The organism is Streptomyces sp. NPDC002776, assembly GCF_053592195.1.
Genome location: NZ_JBSFVG010000001.1, coordinates 96,019 through 115,725, shown reverse-complemented (window position 1 = coordinate 115,725; position 19,707 = coordinate 96,019). Strand labels below are relative to the sequence as shown.

Annotated in this window: 18 protein-coding genes and 2 tRNA genes; 13 read left to right on the top strand and 7 right to left on the bottom strand. The window is 71.2% G+C overall.

From position 1 onward, the window contains the following. The first annotated feature begins 34 nt into the window (after positions 1 to 34). From ACWD11_RS00555 to ACWD11_RS00540, 4 genes are all read left to right on the top strand, one after another. Positions 35 to 2,986, top strand: coding sequence for a UPF0182 family membrane protein (locus tag ACWD11_RS00555; protein ID WP_451280433.1), 2,952 nt, complete (start codon positions 35 to 37; stop codon positions 2,984 to 2,986). 41 nt (positions 2,987 to 3,027) lie between these two features. Further along, positions 3,028 to 3,101: transfer RNA gene (locus tag ACWD11_RS00550), tRNA-Met, on the top strand. 207 nt (positions 3,102 to 3,308) lie between these two features. Further along, positions 3,309 to 5,129, top strand: a complete 1,821-nt coding sequence (locus ACWD11_RS00545; protein ID WP_389415031.1) for a tetratricopeptide repeat protein — start codon at positions 3,309 to 3,311, stop codon at positions 5,127 to 5,129. Positions 5,130 to 5,215: 86 nt separating this feature from the next. Next, a tRNA-Met gene (locus ACWD11_RS00540) sits at positions 5,216 to 5,289 on the top strand. A 128-nt stretch (positions 5,290 to 5,417) separates the two neighbouring features. On the opposite strand, the gene ACWD11_RS00535 is transcribed toward ACWD11_RS00540, so the two are convergent. Further along, positions 5,418 to 5,837 carry a Fur family transcriptional regulator gene (locus ACWD11_RS00535; RefSeq protein ID WP_389415030.1) on the bottom strand — a complete coding sequence of 140 codons (420 nt, stop codon included), beginning with the start codon at positions 5,835 to 5,837 and terminating at the stop codon, positions 5,418 to 5,420. 144 nt (positions 5,838 to 5,981) lie between these two features. Between ACWD11_RS00535 and ACWD11_RS00530 the strand changes: the two genes are divergently transcribed. Continuing rightward, entirely contained in the window at positions 5,982 to 7,436 is a 1,455-nt protein-coding gene (locus tag ACWD11_RS00530) for a catalase (RefSeq protein WP_451280430.1), read from the top strand. A 78-nt stretch (positions 7,437 to 7,514) separates the two neighbouring features. Here ACWD11_RS00530 and ACWD11_RS00525 read toward each other — a convergent pair whose 3' ends face one another. Together ACWD11_RS00525 and hisN are read right to left on the bottom strand one after the other, a co-directional pair. After that, the gene (locus ACWD11_RS00525) at positions 7,515 to 7,907 is read right to left on the bottom strand and encodes a CBS domain-containing protein (RefSeq protein WP_389415028.1); all 393 of its coding nucleotides are present in this window, start codon (positions 7,905 to 7,907) and stop codon (positions 7,515 to 7,517) included. Between the two features lie 126 nt (positions 7,908 to 8,033). Then, a complete protein-coding gene (gene hisN, locus ACWD11_RS00520) occupies positions 8,034 to 8,834 on the bottom strand; it encodes a histidinol-phosphatase (protein ID WP_389415027.1) in 801 nt (266 codons plus the stop codon). Between the two features lie 155 nt (positions 8,835 to 8,989). Between hisN and ACWD11_RS00515 the strand changes: the two genes are divergently transcribed. Continuing rightward, positions 8,990 to 9,598: a TetR/AcrR family transcriptional regulator gene (locus tag ACWD11_RS00515; protein WP_389415026.1), complete on the top strand. Its 609-nt coding sequence runs from the start codon at positions 8,990 to 8,992 to the stop codon at positions 9,596 to 9,598. Positions 9,599 to 9,608: 10 nt separating this feature from the next. On the opposite strand, the gene ACWD11_RS00510 is transcribed toward ACWD11_RS00515, so the two are convergent. From ACWD11_RS00510 to ACWD11_RS00495, 4 genes are all read right to left on the bottom strand, one after another. Beyond that, entirely contained in the window at positions 9,609 to 9,932 is a 324-nt protein-coding gene (locus tag ACWD11_RS00510) for a DMT family transporter (RefSeq protein ID WP_250075801.1), read from the bottom strand. Positions 9,933 to 10,054: 122 nt separating this feature from the next. Further along, positions 10,055 to 11,065 carry a ribosome small subunit-dependent GTPase A gene (gene rsgA, locus ACWD11_RS00505; protein ID WP_389415025.1) on the bottom strand — a complete coding sequence of 337 codons (1,011 nt, stop codon included), beginning with the start codon at positions 11,063 to 11,065 and terminating at the stop codon, positions 10,055 to 10,057. A 16-nt stretch (positions 11,066 to 11,081) separates the two neighbouring features. Further along, a complete protein-coding gene (aroA, locus tag ACWD11_RS00500) occupies positions 11,082 to 12,398 on the bottom strand; it encodes a 3-phosphoshikimate 1-carboxyvinyltransferase (RefSeq protein WP_389415024.1) in 1,317 nt (438 codons plus the stop codon). Between the two features lie 86 nt (positions 12,399 to 12,484). Continuing rightward, positions 12,485 to 13,198: a M50 family metallopeptidase gene (locus ACWD11_RS00495; RefSeq protein ID WP_389415023.1), complete on the bottom strand. Its 714-nt coding sequence runs from the start codon at positions 13,196 to 13,198 to the stop codon at positions 12,485 to 12,487. A 50-nt stretch (positions 13,199 to 13,248) separates the two neighbouring features. Between ACWD11_RS00495 and ACWD11_RS00490 the strand changes: the two genes are divergently transcribed. The 7 genes from ACWD11_RS00490 to ACWD11_RS00460 all read left to right on the top strand — a co-directional run bounded on the left by ACWD11_RS00490 (position 13,249) and on the right by ACWD11_RS00460 (position 19,707). Next, on the top strand, positions 13,249 to 14,064 hold the full coding sequence (locus ACWD11_RS00490; protein ID WP_451280426.1) for an SOS response-associated peptidase: 816 nt from the start codon (positions 13,249 to 13,251) through the stop codon (positions 14,062 to 14,064). 1 nt (position 14,065) lies between these two features. Next, positions 14,066 to 14,695, top strand: coding sequence for an alpha/beta hydrolase family protein (locus ACWD11_RS00485; RefSeq protein ID WP_389415021.1), 630 nt, complete (start codon positions 14,066 to 14,068; stop codon positions 14,693 to 14,695). A 257-nt stretch (positions 14,696 to 14,952) separates the two neighbouring features. After that, positions 14,953 to 15,648 carry a sigma-70 family RNA polymerase sigma factor gene (locus tag ACWD11_RS00480; RefSeq protein WP_389415020.1) on the top strand — a complete coding sequence of 232 codons (696 nt, stop codon included), beginning with the start codon at positions 14,953 to 14,955 and terminating at the stop codon, positions 15,646 to 15,648. After that, positions 15,645 to 15,947, top strand: a complete 303-nt coding sequence (gene rsrA, locus ACWD11_RS00475; RefSeq protein ID WP_389415019.1) for a mycothiol system anti-sigma-R factor — start codon at positions 15,645 to 15,647, stop codon at positions 15,945 to 15,947. Before ACWD11_RS00480 ends, rsrA begins: the two co-directional genes overlap by 4 nt. A 124-nt stretch (positions 15,948 to 16,071) precedes the next feature. Then, positions 16,072 to 17,364 carry an HD-GYP domain-containing protein gene (locus ACWD11_RS00470; RefSeq protein ID WP_389415018.1) on the top strand — a complete coding sequence of 431 codons (1,293 nt, stop codon included), beginning with the start codon at positions 16,072 to 16,074 and terminating at the stop codon, positions 17,362 to 17,364. Then, the gene (locus ACWD11_RS00465; RefSeq protein ID WP_451280423.1) at positions 17,280 to 18,608 is read left to right on the top strand and encodes an HD-GYP domain-containing protein; all 1,329 of its coding nucleotides are present in this window, start codon (positions 17,280 to 17,282) and stop codon (positions 18,606 to 18,608) included. Before ACWD11_RS00470 ends, ACWD11_RS00465 begins: the two co-directional genes overlap by 85 nt. Positions 18,609 to 18,726: 118 nt before the next feature. Continuing rightward, positions 18,727 to 19,707: a tetratricopeptide repeat protein gene (locus ACWD11_RS00460; RefSeq protein ID WP_351980020.1), complete on the top strand. Its 981-nt coding sequence runs from the start codon at positions 18,727 to 18,729 to the stop codon at positions 19,705 to 19,707.

The window sequence follows — 19,707 nt, the reverse complement described above, 5'->3', positions numbered from 1 at the left end:
ACGCGGGCCTGACGGATCAACAGCGAACTTCGAGGTGCGCACCTTGGCTTTCCAGATGCCGGACCGCGGCGGAGGCCCGACGGGGCCACGGATCAGAGTGGGCCGCCCGTCCCGGCGTGTCCGGACCCTGCTCATGACGCTGGGCGTCCTTGCCGTACTCGGCATGGCGTTCACCATGTTCGCGGGCTTCTGGACGGACTGGCTGTGGTACCGGTCGGTGAACTATTCGTCCGTCTTCACGACCACCCTGTCGACGAAGATCGGTCTGTTCTTCGTCTTCGGCCTGCTGATGGCCCTCTCGGTGGGCCTCAACATCTGGCTGGCGCACCGGCTGCGCCCGCCGCTGAGCGCCATGTCGATGGAGCAGCAGAGCCTCGACCGCTACCGCATGGGCATCGCGCCCTACAAGAAGTGGCTGCTGCTCGCGATCACCGCGCTGGTCGGGCTGATCGCCGGCGCCTCCGCCTCCGGTCAGTGGCGGACCTGGCTGATGTGGGTCAACGGCGTCTCGTTCGGGCAGAAGGACCCCCAGTTCGATCTGGACGTCTCCTTCTACGCCTTCGACCTGCCCTGGTACCGGTTCCTGCTCGGCTTCGGTTTCGCCGCCGCGATCCTGTCCCTGATCGCCGCCGCGCTCACCCACTACCTGTACGGCGGGCTGCGCATCACCAGCCCCGGCGCGCGGGCCACCGCGGCGGCCACGGGGCATCTGTCGGTGCTGCTCGGCATCTTCGTCGCGCTGAAGGCGGTCGCCTACTGGCTCGACCGGTACGGCCTGGCCGTGAAGTCCAGCGACTTCAAGGCGACCGACAGCTGGACCGGTCTGCGGTACGTCGACGCCAACGCCTATCTGCCGGCCAAGACGATCCTGTTCTGCATCGCGGTCATCTGCGCCCTGCTGTTCTTCGCCACCCTGTGGCGGCGCACCTGGCAGCTGCCCGTCATCGGCTTCGGCCTCATGGTGCTCTCGGCGATCCTCATCGGCGGCCTGTACCCGGCGATCGTCCAGAAGTTCCAGGTCCAGCCGAACGAGCAGGCCAAGGAAGCGCCGTACGTGGAGAAGAACCTCCAGGCGACGCGTGAGGCGTACGGCATCGACGACGCCAAGGTCACCGAGTACTCGGGGCAGAGCAGCACCGACGACAAGGCCCAGCTGCGGGACGATGTCGACAAGGCCGCGAGCATCCGCATCATGGACCCGAACATCGTCTCGCCGACGTTCCAGCAGCTCCAGCAGATCCGGAACTACTACGGCTTCCCGACCAACCTGGACGTCGACCGGTACAGCAAGGACGGCAAGGACCAGGACACGGTCATCGGTCTGCGTGAGCTGAACCTCAGCGGCATTCCGAAGAACAACTGGATCAACGACCACTTCCGCTACACCCACGGGTACGGCGCGGTCGCCGCGGAGGGGACCAGCGCCGACTCCCAGGGCCGCCCGGTCTTCACCGAGTCCGACCTGCCCTCCAAGGGCGATCTCGGCAAGTACCAGCAGCGGATCTACTACGGCGAGAAGACCTCGACGTACTCGATCGTCGGCGGTCCCCAGAAGGAGATCGACTACTCCGACGACACCGGTGAGAAGACCTACAGCTACGAGGGCAACAGCGGGGTCAACCTCTCCAACCCGGTCAACCGCGCCGCCTACGCGGTGGCGTTCAGCGAGCCGCAGATCATGTACTCCGGGGCGATCGGCGAGGGTTCGCGGATCCTGTACAACCGCACACCCAAGGAGCGCGTCGAGGCGGTCGCGCCCTGGCTGACCATCGACGGCGACGCCTACCCGGCGGTCGTGGACGGCGAGATCCAGTGGATCGTCGACGCCTACACGACCACCAACGGCTATCCGTACGCGTCCCGGACGACCCTCGGTGACACGACGGCCGACTCGCTGACCGCGACGAACGACTCCCGCGCGGTGGTGGCCCAGCAGAACCAGGTCAACTACATCCGCAACTCGGTGAAGGCGACCGTCGACGCCTACAGCGGCGAGGTCAAGCTCTACCAGTGGGACACCCAGGATCCGGTCCTGAAGACCTGGATGAAGGCCTTCCCGGACACGGTGGAGCCCAAGAGCGACATCTCGCCCGCCCTGATGGCCCATCTGCGGTACCCGCAGGACCTGTTCAAGGTCCAGCGCGAGCTGCTCAGCCGCTACCACGTGGACGACGCGACGACGTTCCTCAGCGGCAGCGAGGTGTGGCAGGTGCCGGACGACCCGACCAACAAGTCGGGCAACGCGGTGCCGCCGTACTACCTGAGCATGAAGATGCCGGACCAGAAGTCCCAGGCGTTCTCGCTGACGACGACGTTCACCCCGAACGGCCGTGACAACCTCAGCGCGTTCATGGCGGTCGACGCGGAAGCGGGCACCAGCGACTACGGCAAGATCAGAATCCTGAAACTGCCGACGAACACCACCGTCAACGGGCCCAAACAGGTCCAGAGCCAGTTCAACTCCGAACAGGACATCGCCGAGACGATCAGCCTCCTCAGCAGAGGCGACTCGAACGTCGAGTACGGCAACCTGCTCGCGGTGCCACTGGACGGCGGACTCCTCTACGTCGAACCCGTCTACGTTCGCGGCGGCGGGCTCAAGTACCCGCTGCTGCGCAAGGTGTTGGTGACCTACGGCGGCAGTACGGCCTTCGAGGACACCCTCGAAGAGGCGCTCAACAAGATCTTCGGATCGAAGGGTACGAGTCCGGAACCGTCGGAGCCACCGGAGGACGACGGTGACCCCAGCAAGCCGACGCCACCGCCGACGAGCGAGGACCCGACGGTCCAAGAGGCGCTGAACGACGCCCAGAAGGCCTTCGAGGACGGCCAGCAGGCGCTGAAGGACGGCGACTGGGAGGCGTACGGCCGGGCACAGGAAGCACTGGAGGAAGCGCTGCGGCGGGCCGAGGAGGCCCAGGCCGGCGAGTCCGGCGACGGCGGGGACGCGAGTCCCAGCCCCAGCCCCAGCCCGGACAGCAGCTGATCAAGCCCATCCCGCGCCGTGATACTGTTGCAGAACAACGGCGCGGGGTGGAGCAGCTCGGTAGCTCGCTGGGCTCATAACCCAGAGGTCGCAGGTTCAAATCCTGTCCCCGCTACTGATGGCGAAGGCCCGGATCCTCACAGGGATCCGGGCCTTCGTGATGTGCGAACGCATGTGCCGAGGGGTGGGGACGGCCGTGCCGCGGTGGGGAGTTGGCCCATCTGTGTTTGACTTGTCTCTCTGTGGGCATGTCGACAAAACGCTGAAGTGACCTCACTGGCTGCGGTATACGAGGTGTACCCAGGTTGCAGGTGGTGCGACGATGGACGTTATGGGGGACAAGGCAACTCTGTTGGAGACAGGGCGTTTTGTGCAGTCTTCCGACCGGGACGAAGCCGGTGAGGCCGCCGAGGAACTGCGACTGCGGCTCGCGGCGGAGACCGGCGACGCCGAGGCGATGAGCGTCCTCGGTGCCTTGCTGCTGCGCCGCGGTGATCTCGACGCGGCCGAGCCCCAGTTGCGTGCCGCCACCGCCGCGGGGGACCGCGCCGCCGCCAACAACCTGGGAGTCCTCCTTCATCAGCGCGGGTACGCCGAGGAGGCCGCGGGGTGGTGGCGGGTGGCCGCCGTCGCCGGATCGGCCGCGGCCGCGCACGCGTTGGGCCGCCATCACCGTGAGCGCGGGGACGAGCCGGCCGCCGAGTACTGGCTGCGGCAGTCCGCCGAGCAGGGGCACGCGCTGGGCGCGTACGCGCTCGCCGATCTGCTGGAGCACCGCGGTGACGCCGACGCCGAGCGGTGGATGCGGGCGGCGGCCGAGCGGGGGCACCGGGAGGCCGCGTACCGCCTGGCGCGAGCGCTGGACCGGCGGGGCGCCGGGGAGAGCGACGGCGACAACGGTGTCGGGGCGGACCCCACCGCGGGCGTGGCGTCCGCCGCGGCGGAGGCCGAGCAGTGGTACCGCCAGGCCGCCGCGCGCGGACACCGGCGGGCCGCGCTGCATCTCGGCGCGATCCTGGAGCGGCGCGGTGAGCTGCGGGAGGCCGGGCGCTGGTACCTGACGTCCGCCAAGGACGGCGAGGCGCGGGCCGCGTGCGCGCTCGGGTTCCTGCTGCGTGACGCGGGGGACCCCGAGAGCGCCGCCGTGTGGTGGCTAAGGGCCGCTCAGGAGGGCGACGGCAACGCCGCGAACGCGCTCGGCGCGCTGCATGCCGAGCGGGGCGAGACCCAGACCGCCGAGCGGTGGTACCGGGCCGCGATGGACGCCGGTGATGTGAACGGCGCGTACAACCTCGGGCTGCTCTGCGCCGAGCAGGGGCGGACCGTGCAGGCCGAGCAGTGGTACCGGCGCGCGGCGTACGCCGGGCACCGGGAGGCGGCCAACGCGCTCGCGATCCTGCTGCTCCAGGGCGGGGACACCGCCGGCGCCGAACCGTGGTTCTCCAAGGCCGCGGAGGCGGGCAGCGTGGACGCCGCCTTCAACCTGGGGATCCTCTTCGCCGGGCGGGGTGAGGACGGCGTCGCCTTGCGGTGGTACGAGCGGGCCGCCGCCGCCGGTCACACGGAGGCGGCGCTCCAGGCCGGTATCGCCCGGCTGCGGGACGGGGACGAGAGCGGGGCCGAGCGGCATCTTCGGTGGGCCGCGGGCGGCGGCAGCGCGGAGGCCGCGTACCGGCTGGCCACCGTGCTCGACGCCCGGCGCCCGCCGGCGCCCGCGCATGAGCTCGGGGAGTCCGTGCACGAGAAGAGCGAGTGCGAGGAGTGGTACGAGCGGGCCGCCGGGCAGGGGCACCGGAAGGCGCAGGTGCGGGTGGGCATGCTGGCCGCCGCGCGGGGCGATGTCGTGGAGGCGGCCCGGTGGTACCGGGAGGCCGCGGAGGCCGGTTCCCGCAACGGGGCCTTCAACCTCGGGCTGCTGCTCGCCCGGGAGGGGAGTGAGCCGGAGGCCGCCGTGTGGTGGACCCGGGCCGCGGACGCCGGGCACGGTCGGGCGGCGTTGCGGCTCGCCCTGGTCTACGCGCGTCGCGGTGAGCTGGCGGAGGGGCAGCGGTGGGCCGACCGGGCGGTGGCCCTGGGGCCGCGGGAGGTCGCGCAGCGGGCGGCCCGGTTGCGGGACGCCTTGCGGGAGGAACTGTCGGCGTAGCGCGGCTTTGGAGATCTTCCGGGCCCGCGCCCGCGTAAAGCGATTTGCTTCTGTCCGCGTCCTTGACGTAACGTTGCATTCACCGACGCGGGGTGGAGCAGCTCGGTAGCTCGCTGGGCTCATAACCCAGAGGTCGCAGGTTCAAATCCTGTCCCCGCTACTGAAGACCGAGGGCCGGAACCCATCAGGGTTCCGGCCCTCGGTGTTGCCCGGCTGGTGCAGTCCGGCGGCAGCCGAAAAAACCCCGGCACCGTTCGCACGGTGCCGGGGTTCCTCGCGGGCGTCTGGTTACGCGACCGCCGCGCAGTCAGGGCAGAGGCCGCGGTACGTCACCTCGACGTCGGAGACCGTGAAGCCGAAGCGCTCCGAAGAGGGCAGATCGGCGAGCGGGTTGCCGGTCGGGTGGACGTCCCGGATCGCGCCGCACTGGGCGCAGACCAGGTGGTGGTGCGGACGGTGCGCGTTCGGGTCGTACCGCTTGGCGCGCTTGTCCGTGGCGACCTCGATCACCTCACCGAGGGTGACCAGCTCGCCCAGGGTGTTGTAGACGGTCGCGCGAGAGATCTCGGGCAGCTTGGCGACAGCCCTGGAGTGAACCTCGTCGGCCGTCAGATGGACGTGTTCGCCGTCGAGGACCTCGGCCACGACGCGCCGCTGCGCGGTCATCCGCCATCCACGTCCGCGCAGCCGTTCCAGAAGGTCGCTCATGGCCACCAGCCTAACAGCAAGAGGACCAGATCCCGAATAGGTGTGACTTTGGAACCTTATTTGACTTAGACATTGTCTAGGATAGGATCGGGAACGGCTTTGGCCAAGGGACAGGTAGGGCAAGGAATGGCGCAGGAGGCAGACGTGACGCAGGGACCGCTCACTACGGAGGCCGGAGCACCGGTGGCCGACAACCAGAACAGCGAGACCGCGGGCGTCGGTGGCCCCGTGCTCGTGCAGGACCAGCTCCTCCTGGAGAAGCTGGCCCACTTCAACCGTGAGCGCATCCCGGAGCGCGTGGTCCACGCCCGCGGCGCCGGTGCCTACGGCACCTTCACGGTGACCGCCGACGTCACGCGGTACACGCGCGCCAAGTTCCTCTCCGAGGTCGGCAAGCGGACCGAGACGTTCCTGCGGTTCTCGACCGTGGCCGGCAACCTCGGTGCCGCGGACGCCGTCCGTGACCCGCGCGGCTGGGCGCTGAAGTTCTACACCGAGGAGGGCAACTACGACCTCGTCGGCAACAACACCCCGGTGTTCTTCATCCGGGACGCCATCAAGTTCCCGGACTTCATCCACACCCAGAAGCGCGACCCGTACACGGGTTCCACCGAGGCGGACAACGTCTGGGACTTCTGGAGCCTGAGCCCGGAGTCCACGCACCAGGTGACCTGGCTCTTCGGCGACCGCGGCATCCCCGCCTCGTACCGCCACATGGACGGCTTCGGCTCGCACACCTACCAGTGGAACAACGAGGCCGGCGAGGTCTTCTGGGTCAAGTACCATTTCAAGACCGACCAGGGCATCAAGAACCTCACCCAGGCCGAGGCCAACCGGCTCGCCGGCGACGACCCCGACTCCCACCAGCGCGATCTGCGCGAGGCCATCGAGCGCGGCGACTTCCCGAGCTGGACCGTGCAGGTGCAGATCATGCCGGCGGCCGAGGCGGCGACGTACCGCTTCAACCCGTTCGACCTCACCAAGGTGTGGCCGCACGCGGACTACCCGCCGATCGAGATCGGCAAGCTGGAGCTCAACCGCAATCCGGAGAACATCTTCGCCGAGGTCGAGCAGTCGATCTTCAGCCCCGCCCACTTCGTGCCCGGCATCGGCCCGTCCCCGGACAAGATGCTCCAGGGCCGCCTCTTCGCCTACGGCGACGCCCACCGCTACCGCGTCGGCATCAACGCCGACCACCTGCCGGTGAACCGCCCGCACGCCACCGAGGCGCGCACCCACTCCCGCGACGGCCTCCTGTACGACGGCCGCCACGGCGGTGCGAAGAACTACGAGCCGAACAGCTTCGGCGGCCCGGCGCAGACCGGCCGACCGCTGTGGCAGCCCTACGACGGCTTCAGCGGGGGCACGGGCAACCACCCCACGCCCCTGCACGCCGAGGACAACGACTTCGTGCAGGCCGGCAACCTCTACCGGCTGATGTCCGACGACGAGAAGGAGCGCCTGATCGAGAACCTGGCGGGCTTCATCTCGAAGGTCTCGCGCGAGGACATCGTCGAGCGGGCGATCGGCAACTTCCGCAACGCGGACGAGGACTTCGGCAAGCGGCTGGAGGCCGCGGTCCAGGCCCTGCGCGGCTGATACACCCACCAGCACTGGATCGCTTGTCGAAGCGGGCCGGACCCCTGAGGAAGGGGGTCCGGCCCGTTCGCGTGTCCGTCAGGCCGGGACCTGCTGCCGCAGCGGCGCCCAGCAGCGGATGATGTCGCGGACCGAGACGATCCCGACGGGCTCGTCGTGCTCCAGGACGATCAGATGGCGGAAGCCGCCGTGCGCCATCGCCTGGGCCGCTCCCTCCAGGGTCCAGGACGGCGCCGCGAAGACGACGTCGTTGGTGGTGTGGGCGTGGGCGTGTTCCGTGTCCGGGTCCTGACCCAGGCCGACGGAGTTGAGGACGTCTCGTTCGGTGAGAATGCCGATGCCGCCGGCGTCGGGGTCGTGGACGACGGCCGCGCCCACCCGGCGGGCGGACATCAGCGCGGCGGCCTGGCGAAGGGTGTGGGTGGGGCCGATGGTGAGGACCACGGTGCTCATGGCGTCGCGGACGAGCATGGATGCAGCCACCTCCTGTGGGGTCCCCGCTCTGAGTTCACCTTGTTCACCGTTTCACAAATTCACAAGGGGCGGGGTCTTCAGAGTGGCAGGCAAAGAGGGGGTCAACAAGAGGGCGCGTGAGGCTCAGCAGCGCTCGTTCAGGTACCCCAGGAGCTCGTCATGGAGCAGGCCGTTGGAGGCGGCGGCGTTGCCGCTGTGCGGGCCCGGTCGGCCGTCGAGGCCGGTGAAGGTGCCGCCGGCCTCCGTGACGACGATGGCGTTGGCGGCCATGTCCCACAGGGACAGCTCGGGCTCGGCACACATGTCCACGGAGCCCTCGGCGACCATCATGTACGGCCAGAAGTCGCCGTACGCGCGCGTGCGCCAGACCTCGCGGGTGAGGTCCAGGAAGCCGTTCAGCCTGCCCTGCTCCTCCCAGCCGCTCAGCGAGGAGTACGCGAAGGAGGCGTCGCTCATCCGGGAGACGCGGGAGACCTGGAGGCGGCTCGCGGCGGAGAGGCTGCGGCCGGAGAACGCGCCGTGGCCCTTCGCCGCCCACCAGCGGCGGCCGAGGGCGGGAGCGGAGACGACACCGACGACGGGCTGGAAACCGCCCTCGCCCGCTTCCATCAGGGAGATGAGGGTGGCCCAGACGGGGACGCCCCGGACGTAGTTCTTGGTGCCGTCGATCGGGTCGACGACCCACCGGCGGGGTCCGGTGCCCTCGATGCCGTACTCCTCGCCGAGGATCGCGTCACGGGGGCGGGCGCGCTGGAGCTGGCCGCGGATCAGTTCTTCCGCCGCCTTGTCCGCCTCGCTGACCGGGGTCATGTCCGGCTTGGTCTCGACCTTGAGGTCGAGCGCCTTGAAGCGGTCCATGGTGGCGGCGTCGGCGGCGTCCGCGAGGACGTGGGCGAGGCGGAGGTCGTCGAGGTAGTCGGGCATGTGGTGAACGGTATCCGCCGGTCGTCGCGCGGGGCCACCGGGGGCGGAGGGCGGTCACGCGCCCCCCACCTCCCGGCACACCGCTCCGCACCCCTTGACAGTGCCGCCGGGCGCGTCAAATCTGGGGCGCAGAGCCGGGGCCCTGGGAGGCGACGATGCCTGCAGCGCGGGAATCTCTGCTGGATGCCGCTTATACGGCGCTTGCACGCCGGTCGTGGTCGGCGGTGCGGATGGTGGACGTGGCCGCCGCGGCCGGAGTGTCGCGGCAGACCCTCTACAACGAGTTCGGGAGCAAGGAGGGGCTCGCCCGGGCGCTCGTGCGGCGGGAGGCCGACTCCTATCTCGCCGGTGTGGAGCGGGCCTTGAACACCCCGTCCGACCCGCGCGACCGGCTCACCGCCACCGCGGAGTGGACCGCCTCCGCCGCCCGCGACAACGCCCTCGTCCGGGCCATGCTCACCGGCTGCTGGGGTGAGCGCCTGCCCTCGCCGGCCCTCTCGGCCGTCCCGTCCTCCTCCGCCGTACCGGCCCAGCGCCGCGCCGACGGCCCGCTGCCCTCGCCCGGCGACTTCGTCGGCATCGTCCGCGACCGTGCCGTGGCCGCCCTGTCCGCACCCGGCGCGGGCGTGTCGGACCACGGCGAACTCGCGCGCTCCTGCGAACTCGTCGTCCGGATAGCGCTGTCCTGCGTGGCGGCCCCGCCGGGGGAGGGCTCAGTGGCCGACCTCGTACGAGGCGCCCTGCCCCGGCAGTTGCCGGTCTGACGCGTCTCGTCTAGTGCGCCGAGCCCGACAGCTGAAGTCCGATGACGCCCACGATCACCAGGCTGATCGAGACGATCTTCAGCGTCGAGACGATGTCACCGAGGAAGATCATTCCGTAGATCGCGGTGCCGGCCGCGCCGATGCCGGTCCACACCGCGTACGCCGGGCCGACGTCGAGCTTCTTCAGCGACAGGGTCAGCAGACCGAAGCTGCCGAGCGCGAAGACGCAGAACGCGATCGTCGGCCACAGTCTCGTGAAGCCGTGGGAGAGTTTCAGACAGACGGCGAACCCGGTTTCGAGCAGTCCCGCCACAACGACCAGCAGCCACGCCATGTGCTGTCCTCCCGTATCCCCGCATACTGTGACCGCTTCGTCAGGCTCTGGTCAGGGTCGCTCTTCAGGCTCGGTGCGATTATGCCCTTACCGGACTCGGGTGCGGACAAACAACGCGGAGGTCAGTCGCCTTCCGTGCGCTCCCTCGTCGCCAGCAGCCGGCGCAGCGAGTACAGCCGGGCCGGGTCCGCGTGTCCCTCGGCCACCCAGGCGTCGAGCGCGCAGTCCGGCTCATCGTGACTGCACGCGCGCGGGCAGCCCTCGGTTCCCGCCACCAGGTCCGGGAAGGCGTTGATGACCCGGGACGGATCGATGTGGGCGAGCCCGAAGGACCGCACGCCCGGGGTGTCGACCACCCAGCCGTCGCCGCCTGCCAGCGGCAGCGCCAGCGCCGAGGTGGTCGTATGCCGGCCACGGCCCGTCACCGCGTTCACATGACCGGTCAGCCGCCGCCGCTCCTCCGGGACCAGCGCGTTCACCAGGGTTGTCTTGCCCACCCCCGAGTGCCCCACGAACGCCGTGATCTTGCCGTCCAGTTCGGCGCGCACCCGGTCCGCCGCGTCGCCGTTCTCCAGCTCCTCGCGGCTGGTGACGACGTACGGGATGTCCAGGTGGCCGTAGAGCTCCAGCAGTTCGTCGGGCTGGGCCAGGTCCGACTTGGTCAGGACCAGCAGGGGGGTCAGCCCACCGTCGAACGCGGCCACCAGGCAGCGGTCGATCAGGCGCGGGCGGGGTTCGGGGTCGGCGAGGGCGGTGACGATGGCCAGTTGGTCGGCGTTGGCGACGACCACGCGCTCGAAGGGGTCGTCGTCGTCCGCCGTGCGGCGCAGCAACGAGGTGCGCGGCGCGATCCGTACGATCCGGGCCAGGGTGTCCTTCTCGCCGGAGAGGTCGCCGACGATGGCCACCCGGTCGCCGACGACGGCGGCCTTGCGGCCCAGCTCGCGGGCCTTCATCGCCATCACGATCCGGTCGTCGACCAGGCAGGTCAGCCGGCCCCGGTCCACGGTGAGGACCATGCCCTCGACCGCTTCCTCGTGCTTGGGACGGATGTTCGTACGCGGCCGGTTGCCCTTGCGGTTCGGGCGGCTGCGGATGTCGTCCTCGTCGGTGTGCTTGCCGTAACGGCGCATGATCCCGGTCCGCCCGTCAGTTCCCGAGCATCCCGGTCCACAGTTCGGGGAAGTCCGGCAGGGTCTTGGCCGTCGTCGCCACGTTCTCGATCTGCACGCCCTCGACCGCGAGGCCGATGATCGCGCCGGCGGTCGCCATGCGGTGGTCCTCGTACGTGTGGAAGATGCCGCCGTGCAGCCTGCGCGGCCGGATGTGCAGACCGTCGGCGGTCTCGGTGACGTCACCGCCGAGCTCGTTGATCTCCTTGGTGAGCGCGGCCAGCCGGTCCGTCTCGTGCAGCCGCAGATGCGCGACCCCGCGCAGCGTCGAGGGGGAGTCCGCGAGGGCGGCGACCGCCGCGATGCCCGGCGTCAGCTCGCCGACGTCGCTCAGGTCCACGTCGATGCCGTGCACGGCGCCCGAGCCGTTGAACTCCAGGCCGTACTCGGTCAGTTCGCAGGAACCGCCCATTTCGGTGAAGATCTCGCGCAGCCGGTCACCGGGCTGGGTGGTGCGGGACGGCCAGGCGGGGATCAGCACCTTGCCGCCGGTGATCAGGGCGGCCGCCAGGAACGGCTGGGCGTTGGACAGGTCCGGCTCGACGGTCAGGTCACGGCCGAGCAGCGCGCCGGGCGTGACCCGCCAGACGTTCGGCTCACCGCCCGACTCGGGGGTGTCCACCTGGGCGCCGACCGCGCGCAGCATGTCCACCGTCATCCGGATGTGCGGCACGGAGGGCAGCGTGGAGCCGGTGTGCCGGACCTCCACGCCCTGGTTGAAGCGGGGGCCGGACAGCAGCAGCGCCGACACGAACTGCGACGAGGACGAGGCGTCGATCTCCACCGGCCCACCGTCCAGGGCACCGCCGCCGTGCACGGTCAGCGGCAGCGCGCCGCGGCCGTCGTCGTCGATCCGGGCACCGAGGGCGCGCAGGGCGTCGATCACACCGTGCAGGGGGCGCTCGTACGACCTCGGGTCGCCGTCGAAACGGATGGTGCCGTCGGCCAGGGCGGCGACCGGGGGCAGGAAGCGCATCACGGTGCCGGCGTTGCCGACGTCGACGGTGGCGGGGCCGCGCAGCCCTGCCGGGAGGATCCGCCAGGCCTCCCCGGAGCCGTCCGGGCCGACGCCCTCCTCGATCTGGATGCCCATGGCGCGCAGCGCGCCGGCCATCAGGAGGGTGTCGCGGGAGCGGAGCGGGCGGCGGACCCAGCCGGGTTCGCTGGCCAGGGCCGCGAGCACGAGGGCTCGGTTGGTGACCGACTTGGACCCGGGCACGTGGACGGTCGCGTCGACGGCCCCGCGCGCGTGGGGGGCGGGCCAGAGGGCGGTGTGTGCGTCGTTCGGGGCCATGGACCCACTCTATAAGGACGCGGTTGTTCGGGTGCGGCGCCGTTGTGGCTGGTCGAGCCCCGGTCCCGGCGTCCTCAGCCGGCCGGTCACCCCTCCAGCAACCAGCGTCCGCCCCCTATCAGCGAACACAGCGACACCGCGTGGAAGAGGAACAGCCACAGGCCCGCCGGTACGTGCGTCAGCCTCGACAACTGGTCCGCGTCCGAGTCCCCCGCCCCGCCCCGCGCCCGCTTCGCCTGTAGCTCGAAAGCGGGACGCACCCCGCCGATCAGCAGGAACCACACCACCGCGTAGGCGAACGCCGCCTGCACCTGGGGCCCCGCCAGCCACGAGACCACCACGAAGGTGCCGCCCGTCAGGACGACCGTCAGGGCGCCGTACGCGTTGCGGATCATGATCAGCATCGCCAGCAGCAGGGCCGTGGCCACCCACAGCAGCAGGGTGATGCGGCTCGCGCCCAGCAGGGCCGCGCCGCCCAGGCCCAGCAAGGGGGGAGCCGTGTAGCCCGCCGCCGCCGTGAGGATCATGCCGAGGCCGTGCGGCTTGCCCCTGCTGACCGTGAGGCCGCTGGTGTCGGAGTGCAGCCGTATCCCGGTCAGCCGGCGGCCGGTGAGCAGAGCCACCAGGCCGTGTCCGCCTTCGTGGGCGATGGTGATCGCGTTGCGGGCGAGGCGCCACAGGCCCTGCGGAACGACCACGGCCACGGCGGCCGCCAGGGTCGCGATCACGACCCACAGGTCCGGTTCGCTCTGGGTACCGACGAGTTCGTCCCAGAGAGAGGTCGCTGTGCTGCTGTCCATGTGTCCGGGGTGCTCCCTGTGTTCCTGCGGAGTCTGGCAGTGTGGCACGTATGTGCGGACGGTATGCATCGAGTCGTAGGCCCGAGGATCTCGCAGGAGTCTTTGAGATCGAGAAGTGGGAGCCCGAGGAGACCCTGGAGCCGGACTACAACGTCGCTCCCACCAAAGAGGTCTACGCGGTCCTCGACCGCCCGGTGAAGGACGCCGAGGACCCGCGGCCGGTTCGGCAGCTGCGCAAGCTCAAGTGGGGGCTCGTCCCGTCCTGGGCCAAGACACCCGAGGGCGCCGCCCGGATGATCAACGCGCGGGCCGAGACGGTCCACGAGAAGCCGTCCTACCGCCGGGCCTTCGCCACCCGCCGCTGCATCCTGCCCGCCGACGGCTACTACGAGTGGGTCACCGGCAAGCAGGAGCGGGACCTGGAGGTCGAGGGCCGGAAGAAGCGGCCGCGCAAGCAGCCGTACTTCGTGCTCCCCGCCGACGGGTCGGTGTTCGCGATGGCCGGTCTCTACGAGTTCTGGCGCGACAAGACCCTCCCCGACGACCATCCCGGGGCCTGGTGGGTCACCTGTTCCGTGATCACCACCGAGGCGGAGACGACCCAGCTCGCCGTGGCCCCCGCCGAGGGCCCGCACGCGCTGGCCGAGATCCACCCCCGGATGCCGCTGATGCTCACCCCGGACCGCTGGGACGCCTGGCTCGACCCGGCCCGCACCGACGTCGACGACCTGCGCGAGCTGCTCGCCCCGCCGCCCGCCGGGCTGATGCGCGCCTACCCGGTGACCACCGCCGTCAGCAGCGTCCGCAACAACGGCCCCGAGCTGCTGAAGGAGCTGGAGGGCCCCGTTGAGGGCACACTCTTCTGATGTGACGACCGAGATCATCAGCACCGACGCGGGGGACGCCCGTATCACCTGGCACCCCGCGAAGCAGGCACGGCTCGTGCTCGCCGTCGGCCATGGCGCGGGCGGCGGCATCGAGGCACGCGACCTGAAGGCGCTCGCCGAGGTCCTGCCCGAGCACGGCATGACCGTCGCCCTCGTGGAGCAGCCCTGGCGGGTGGCCGGAAAGAAGGTCGCCCCCGCCCCGAAGACCCTCGACACCGGCTGGCGGGGCGTCTGGCCCGCGCTGACCGCGCCCGGCCTGCCGGTGATCTCCGGCGGCCGCAGCGCCGGCGCCCGTGTCGCCTGCCGTACCGCCACCGAACTCGGCGCCCACGCCGTTCTCGCGCTCGGCTTCCCGCTGCACCCGCCGGGCCGGCCCGAGAAGTCCCGGGCCGCGGAGCTGCTCGGCGCCGGGGTCCCCACCCTGGTCGTGCAGGGCGGCAACGACCCCTTCGGCAGGCCCGAGGAGTTCCCCGACGGCTCCTACGAACTGGTCGAGGTGCCGTACGGCGACCATGGTTTCGCCGTGCCGAAGCGGGCGGGCATCACCCAGGAGCAGGCCGTCGAGGCGGTCACCGGCGCCGTGGTGCAGTGGACCAGGTCACGCGGGTAAAGCTTCGGGAATGTCGGGCTCCGGACCACTGTTGAGGCGGACATGAGTGCTGGCGACCAGCACCGACGTTCGTAGGAGAGGAAGTCCGCCGCATGGGTTCCACCTTCTGCCCGGCCCGCAGCAGTCGCAGCGATCTGGACTGGACCGTGCTGCACGCGGGCAAGACCGCTCCTATTCGAGGGGCGGCGGCAACGGGTAGTCGTCTATCCTCCGATTCTGGTGGCACCGGTCTCGGTGCTGCCCGGAATCTTGAGGAGGTGGGTCCGGTCACCGGTACCGACGCAGGGACCGACAACGGCCAGGCGGAGCTGCCCGAGGGCCAGGGCGCGAGCACGGACACGCCCGCGGAGACCGGCGCCGAGCGCACCGCGCGCTTCGAGCGGGACGCGCTCGAGTTCCTCGACCAGATGTACTCGGCCGCCCTGCGCATGACGCGCAACCCGGCCGACGCCGAGGACCTGGTGCAGGAGACCTACGCCAAGGCGTACGCGTCCTTCCACCAGTTCCGCGAGGGCACCAACCTCAAGGCCTGGCTGTACCGGATCCTCACCAACACCTTCATCAACTCCTACCGCAAGAAGCAGCGTGAACCCCAGCGCTCCGCGGCCGAGGAGATCGAGGACTGGCAGCTCGCGCGTGCCGAGTCGCACATGTCGACGGGTCTGCGCTCGGCGGAGTCGCAGGCGCTCGACCACCTGCCCGACTCGGACGTGAAGGAAGCACTCCAGGCGATCCCCGAGGAATTCCGCATCGCCGTCTATCTCGCGGATGTCGAGGGCTTTGCGTACAAGGAGATCGCGGACATCATGGGGACACCCATCGGTACGGTGATGTCCCGGCTGCACCGGGGCCGCCGTCAACTGCGCGGCATGCTGGAGGACTACGCCCGTGAGCGCGGGCTGGTCCCGGCGGGCGCCGGAGAGTCGAACGAAGCGAAAGGCTCGGGCTCATGAGCTGCGGAGAGCCGCACGAGACGGACTGCAGTGAAGTCCTGGACCACCTGTACGAGTTCCTCGACAGTGAGATGCCGGACGTCGACCGCGACAAGTTCAAGCAGCACTTCATGGAGTGCTCGCCGTGCCTGGAGAAGTACGGGCTAGAAGAGGCCGTGAAGAAGCTCGTGAAGCGCTGCTGCGGTCACGACGACGTGCCGACCGACCTCAGGGCCAAGGTCCTGGGGCGGCTGGACCTGATCCGCTCAGGTCAGGCCGTGCCCGAGCACGATGTCACCGTGACCCCGCAGGACTCCTGACCTCCTGCCCCGGAACAGACGGCCGTCACTCGAACGTGCTAATCGGCGGGTGATACGCCCGCACTCTCCCCCCTGGCCGTCCTAGGCTCCGGAGCCCGGACAGGCATGGTCAGGGGAGGGGCACATGGAGGGGATTCCCGCGCGGGCGCGTGTGTACGTGGCCTGCGTCGCCCTCGGCGCCCTGCTCTGTCTGCTGCCGCTGCCGGCTCTCCGTACGCCCTGGTGGGCCGTCGCCCTCCTGGCCGCGCTGTACGCCGGCTGCGAGCAGATCGCCCGTCGGCGGTTCGCCGGCACCTGCTACCCGGTCCTGCTCGCCGCCGCCTTCCTGCTGCCCGCGCCCGCCGCCGCCCTGGTGGCGGTACCCGGCGCCCTGCTCTCCCAGGGCGCGGTGCTGCGCCGGGTGTGGCGGGCCGCCCAGCTGGCGCTCGCCGTCTGGGCCGCCGGCCGGGTGCACTGGGCGCTGGACGGGCGGGACGCGGTCGTCGCCCCCGACTTCCCGTACGCCCTGGCGCCCGCCGGGGCCGCGGTCCTGGCCTTCTGCCTGGTGCTCGCCCTGCTCGACGGGGGCATCCGCGCGCTGGCCGAGCGGGTGCCGGTGCGCCGGGCCTGGCGCGGGCTGTTCCTGCGCTCCCTCGCACCCGTCGCCGTGCACGGTCTCGCCGGGCTGATGATGGCCGTCCTGTGGCGCAGCCCCTACGGGCCGGTCGCCGCGCTGCTCGTGCTGCTGCCGATGTGCGTGTCCTGGTGGGTGTTCGCGCAGTACCACCGGGAGCGGGCCGCCCATCAGGCCACCATCCGGGCGCTGGTGCAGGCCGTCGACATCAAGGACGGCTACACCCGCGGACACAGCGAGCGCGTCGGGCAGGCCTCGATGATGATCGCCCGCGAGCTGGGCATGGACGCGGAGCGCGTGGAGGTGCTGCGGTTCGCCGGGATCCTGCACGACGTGGGCAAGCTCGGGGTGCCCACCCGGCTGCTGCGCAAGGACGGGCCCCTCACCCCCGAGGAACGGCGGGTCATCGAGCTGCACCCGGAGTACGGCCACGAGATGGTGCGGGGCATCTCCTTCCTCGGCGAGGCGCGGGCCGCCGTACTCCACCACCATGAGCGGCTCGACGGGAGCGGATACCCGTACGGGCTGGTGGGCGGGCAGATTCCCGAGCCCGCGCGGGTCGTGGCCGTCGCCGACGCCTTCGACGCGATGACGTCCACCCGGTCCTACCGGCGGGCCCGGCCCGTCCCCGCGGCCCTGGCGGAGCTGCGGCGGTGCGCGGGGTCGCAGTTCGATCCGGCGATGGTGTCGGCCCTGGTGCGGGTGATCGAGCGGTCCGGATGGCATCCGGAGGTCACCGCGGACGAGGGGCGGGTGCCGGCGCAGGGCTCGCCGGTCGCCGGCCGGCCGGGAGCGCACCGGTGAACTCGTCCCGGCCCGGGTGGATCCGCGTCCTCATCCATGGCTCGGCCGTCCTGCTGGCCGCCGTCGCCCTCGCCGGCACCCTCTGGAGCGGTCTGGAGGAACGTCCCGCCGCCCTCGCCTTCGGGCTGCTCATCACGGTGGGCGAGGTCGCCCGGTGGACCGGCGCCCAGGTCCGCGAGGCCGCCCCGCTCGGCGCCGCGGGCGCCCTGTCCTACGCCCTGCTCGGCGAGGAGGCGGGGCACCCCACGCACCACGGCGTGCTCCAGGTCGTCACCATCGTCGTCCTCGCCGCCCTCCTCGGCAGCGCCCCGCACATCGCCCGCGGCCGCAGCGCGGACCCCGACCAGCTGGCGCGGCGGGTGCTCACCGTGGGCTTCGCCGCGGTCTGCTTCCAGCCCCTGTACAACCGGGGCGTCTTCGACGAGTGGAGCGGCGCCGCCTACGCGCTGCTGCTGCTCGCTCTGCTGGCCCTCACCGCCCTGTGCGACGCCGTGCTCGTTGCCGCGCTCGCCCACTCCAGGACCGGATGGCCGTTCGGCCCGCTGCTCCGGGACGAACTGCGGGCGCTCATCGGCATCGGCTCCGCCGTCTGCGCGACCGGCGCGGTGATGGCCCTCGCGGTGGCCGTCGTCGGGCTGTGGGCGCTGCCCGTGTTCTGTCTGCCGCTGCTGCTCACCCAGCTCTCCTTCCGCCGTTACGCCGCCGTCCGCGCCACCTACCGGCAGACCATCGCCTCCCTCGCCCGGGCCACCGAGGTCGCCGGCTGCACCCCGCCCGGTCACGCCCGCCGGGTCGCCGCGCTCAGCGTCGCCGTCGGCCGGGACCTGGGCCTGGCCGGGGCCGACCTCACCGTGCTGGAGTACGCGGCGCTGATGCACGACATCGGACAGCTCAGCCTGGTCGACCCGGTCCCGGGCGGCGCCACCGCCGGCCTGCCCGCCGCCGAACAGCGCAGGATCGCCCTGCTCGGCGGTGCCGTCGTCCGCCAGACCGGTGTCGACGGCTCGGTCGCCGTGGTCGTCGAGCGGCAGGCCGACCCCTACCCCGAGCAGCCGGTGGCCGCGCGGATCGTCCGGGCGGTGAACGCCTACGAGGAGAAGGCCCAGGGCGCCGGGCCGGGCGGGCCGCTGACGGCGCTGGAGGAGCTGAGACTGGGCACCGCGGGCGACTACGCGCCCGAGGTCGTGGAGGCGCTGGCCAGAGTGCTGTCAAGAGACTGTCTGACCCTGGGTCCGGTGGGGTAACCCATGGGTAATGAGCGCCCCTCCAGCGGTCCGTGGTTGGATGCGAAAGGGAGAGGGTCTCCGAGAGGTTGTCCGGGGGCACAGCCGGCCCACTCCACGGAACTGGCAGGCGGGAATCGTGAGGATCTTCGGCAAGGGACGTCACCGGCCCTCCGCCTCCTGGCGGCAGGCCACCGACCGTGCGTTCACGCTGATCGGCGACGGTCGGTACGAGGACGCGGGCGCGCTCCTGACACGAGCCGCCGATCTGGAGCCCTGGCTGTCCGAGTCCTGGTTCAATCTCGCCCTGCTGCACAAGTTCCGGCACGACTGGGAGCAGGCGCGGGCGGCGGGCCTGAGGGCCGTGGCACTGCTCGACCGGGAGACCGGCGCGCCCGACTGGTGGAACGTCGGCATCGCCGCCACCGCCCTCCAGGACTGGCCGCTGGCCCGGCGGGCCTGGCAGGCCTACGGGCTGCGGGTACCGGGCGGCGCCACCGACTCCGGTGAGCCCCTCGGCATGGACCTCGGCAGCGCGGCCGTACGGCTGTCGCCGGAGGGGGAGGCCGAGGTGGTGTGGGGGCGGCGGCTGGATCCGGCGCGGATCGAGGTGCTGTCGATCCCGCTGCCGTCGTCCGGGCGGCGCTGGGGCGAGGTCGTCCTGCACGACGGCGTACCGCACGGGGAGCGGACCACCACCGCGGGGCACGCCTACCCCGTCTTCGACGAGATCGAGCTGTGGGCGCCCTCGCCGGTGCCGACCTGGGTGGTGCTGCTGGAGGCGGCGACCGAGGAGGACCGGGACGCGCTGGAGCAGCTCGCGGCGGACGCCGGGTTCGCGGCGGAGGACTGGTCGTCCTCGGTACGGCTGCTGTGCCGGACCTGCTCCGAGTCCCGGATGCCCTCCGACGAGGGCGACGGGGAGCACCTGGATCCGCACGACCACAGCGAGCCGGGGCACCCGGGACCGCTCGGGCACCGGACGGACGGGCAGTTGTGGGTGCCGGAGCGCGAGTGCGGGGTGGCCGCGCCGGCTTCCCTGGTGCGGGGGCTGCTGGACGGCTGGGTCGCGGACAGCCCGGATTCGCGGGACTGGCGGGATCTGGAAGAGGTCTGCTGA

Coding starts and splice junctions, on each gene's coding strand:
- ACWD11_RS00545 (WP_389415031.1), top strand. CDS start 3,309: ATGGACGTTATGGGGGACAAGGCAACTCTGTTGGAGACAGGGCGTTTT.
- ACWD11_RS00535 (WP_389415030.1), bottom strand. CDS start 5,837: ATGAGCGACCTTCTGGAACGGCTGCGCGGACGTGGATGGCGGATGACC.
- ACWD11_RS00525 (WP_389415028.1), bottom strand. CDS start 7,907: ATGCTCGTCCGCGACGCCATGAGCACCGTGGTCCTCACCATCGGCCCC.
- hisN (WP_389415027.1), bottom strand. CDS start 8,834: ATGCCCGACTACCTCGACGACCTCCGCCTCGCCCACGTCCTCGCGGAC.
- ACWD11_RS00515 (WP_389415026.1), top strand. CDS start 8,990: ATGCCTGCAGCGCGGGAATCTCTGCTGGATGCCGCTTATACGGCGCTT.
- ACWD11_RS00510 (WP_250075801.1), bottom strand. CDS start 9,932: ATGGCGTGGCTGCTGGTCGTTGTGGCGGGACTGCTCGAAACCGGGTTC.
- rsgA (WP_389415025.1), bottom strand. CDS start 11,065: ATGCGCCGTTACGGCAAGCACACCGACGAGGACGACATCCGCAGCCGC.
- aroA (WP_389415024.1), bottom strand. CDS start 12,398: ATGGCCCCGAACGACGCACACACCGCCCTCTGGCCCGCCCCCCACGCG.
- ACWD11_RS00495 (WP_389415023.1), bottom strand. CDS start 13,198: ATGGACAGCAGCACAGCGACCTCTCTCTGGGACGAACTCGTCGGTACC.
- ACWD11_RS00490 (WP_451280426.1), top strand. CDS start 13,249: ATGTGCGGACGGTATGCATCGAGTCGTAGGCCCGAGGATCTCGCAGGA.
- rsrA (WP_389415019.1), top strand. CDS start 15,645: ATGAGCTGCGGAGAGCCGCACGAGACGGACTGCAGTGAAGTCCTGGAC.
- ACWD11_RS00470 (WP_389415018.1), top strand. CDS start 16,072: ATGGAGGGGATTCCCGCGCGGGCGCGTGTGTACGTGGCCTGCGTCGCC.
- ACWD11_RS00465 (WP_451280423.1), top strand. CDS start 17,280: ATGGCATCCGGAGGTCACCGCGGACGAGGGGCGGGTGCCGGCGCAGGG.